Genomic DNA, 527 nt, shown 5'->3' with positions numbered 1-527 from the left:
TATGTGATCAAGACCGGGGCGCCCTGGCGCTGGATGCCGAACGACCTGCCGCCCTGGGCCGCGGTCTACCAGCAGGCCCAGCGCTGGCTGGCGGCCGGCTGCTTCGAGGCGCTGGCCGAGGATCTGCGCACTGTCCTGCGCCTGGCTGCTGGCCGCAAAGCCCAGCCCGGCGCTGCCATCCTGGACAGCAGGACGCTCCGCTCCACGCCTGAGAGCGGCGCGCGGGCCGGGTATGACGGCGCCAAGCGGAAGCAGGGTGCCAAGCTGCATCTGGCGGTCGACACGCTGGGCCATCTGCTGGCCTTGCACGTGACGCCCGCCAACGCGGATGACCGCGCCGAAGTCGGACGCCTGGCCCAGGCGGTGCAGGCCTCCACCGGGCAGAGCGTCGAACTGGCCTATGTCGACCAGGGCTACACCGGTACAAGGGCGGCCGATGCGGCCAAGGCACACGGCATTGAACTGGAAGTGGTCAAGCTGTCCGAGGCCAAGCGTGGCTTCGTGCTGCTGCCACGGCGCTGGGTGGT

1 protein-coding gene is annotated in these 527 nt (G+C 70.4%); it reads left to right on the top strand.

What is annotated here, in order from left to right:
* A partial coding sequence (locus tag IBL26_RS25490; RefSeq protein WP_187787288.1) for an IS5 family transposase occupies window positions 1-527 on the top strand: 527 nt, incomplete at both ends.

It is taken from the genome of Teichococcus aerophilus (assembly GCF_014490485.1).
GTDB classification, from domain to species: Bacteria; Pseudomonadota; Alphaproteobacteria; order Acetobacterales; family Acetobacteraceae; genus Pseudoroseomonas; species Pseudoroseomonas aerophila.
Note: the sequence above shows the minus strand (reverse complement) of the source record. Positions and strands in the feature narration are given on the sequence as shown.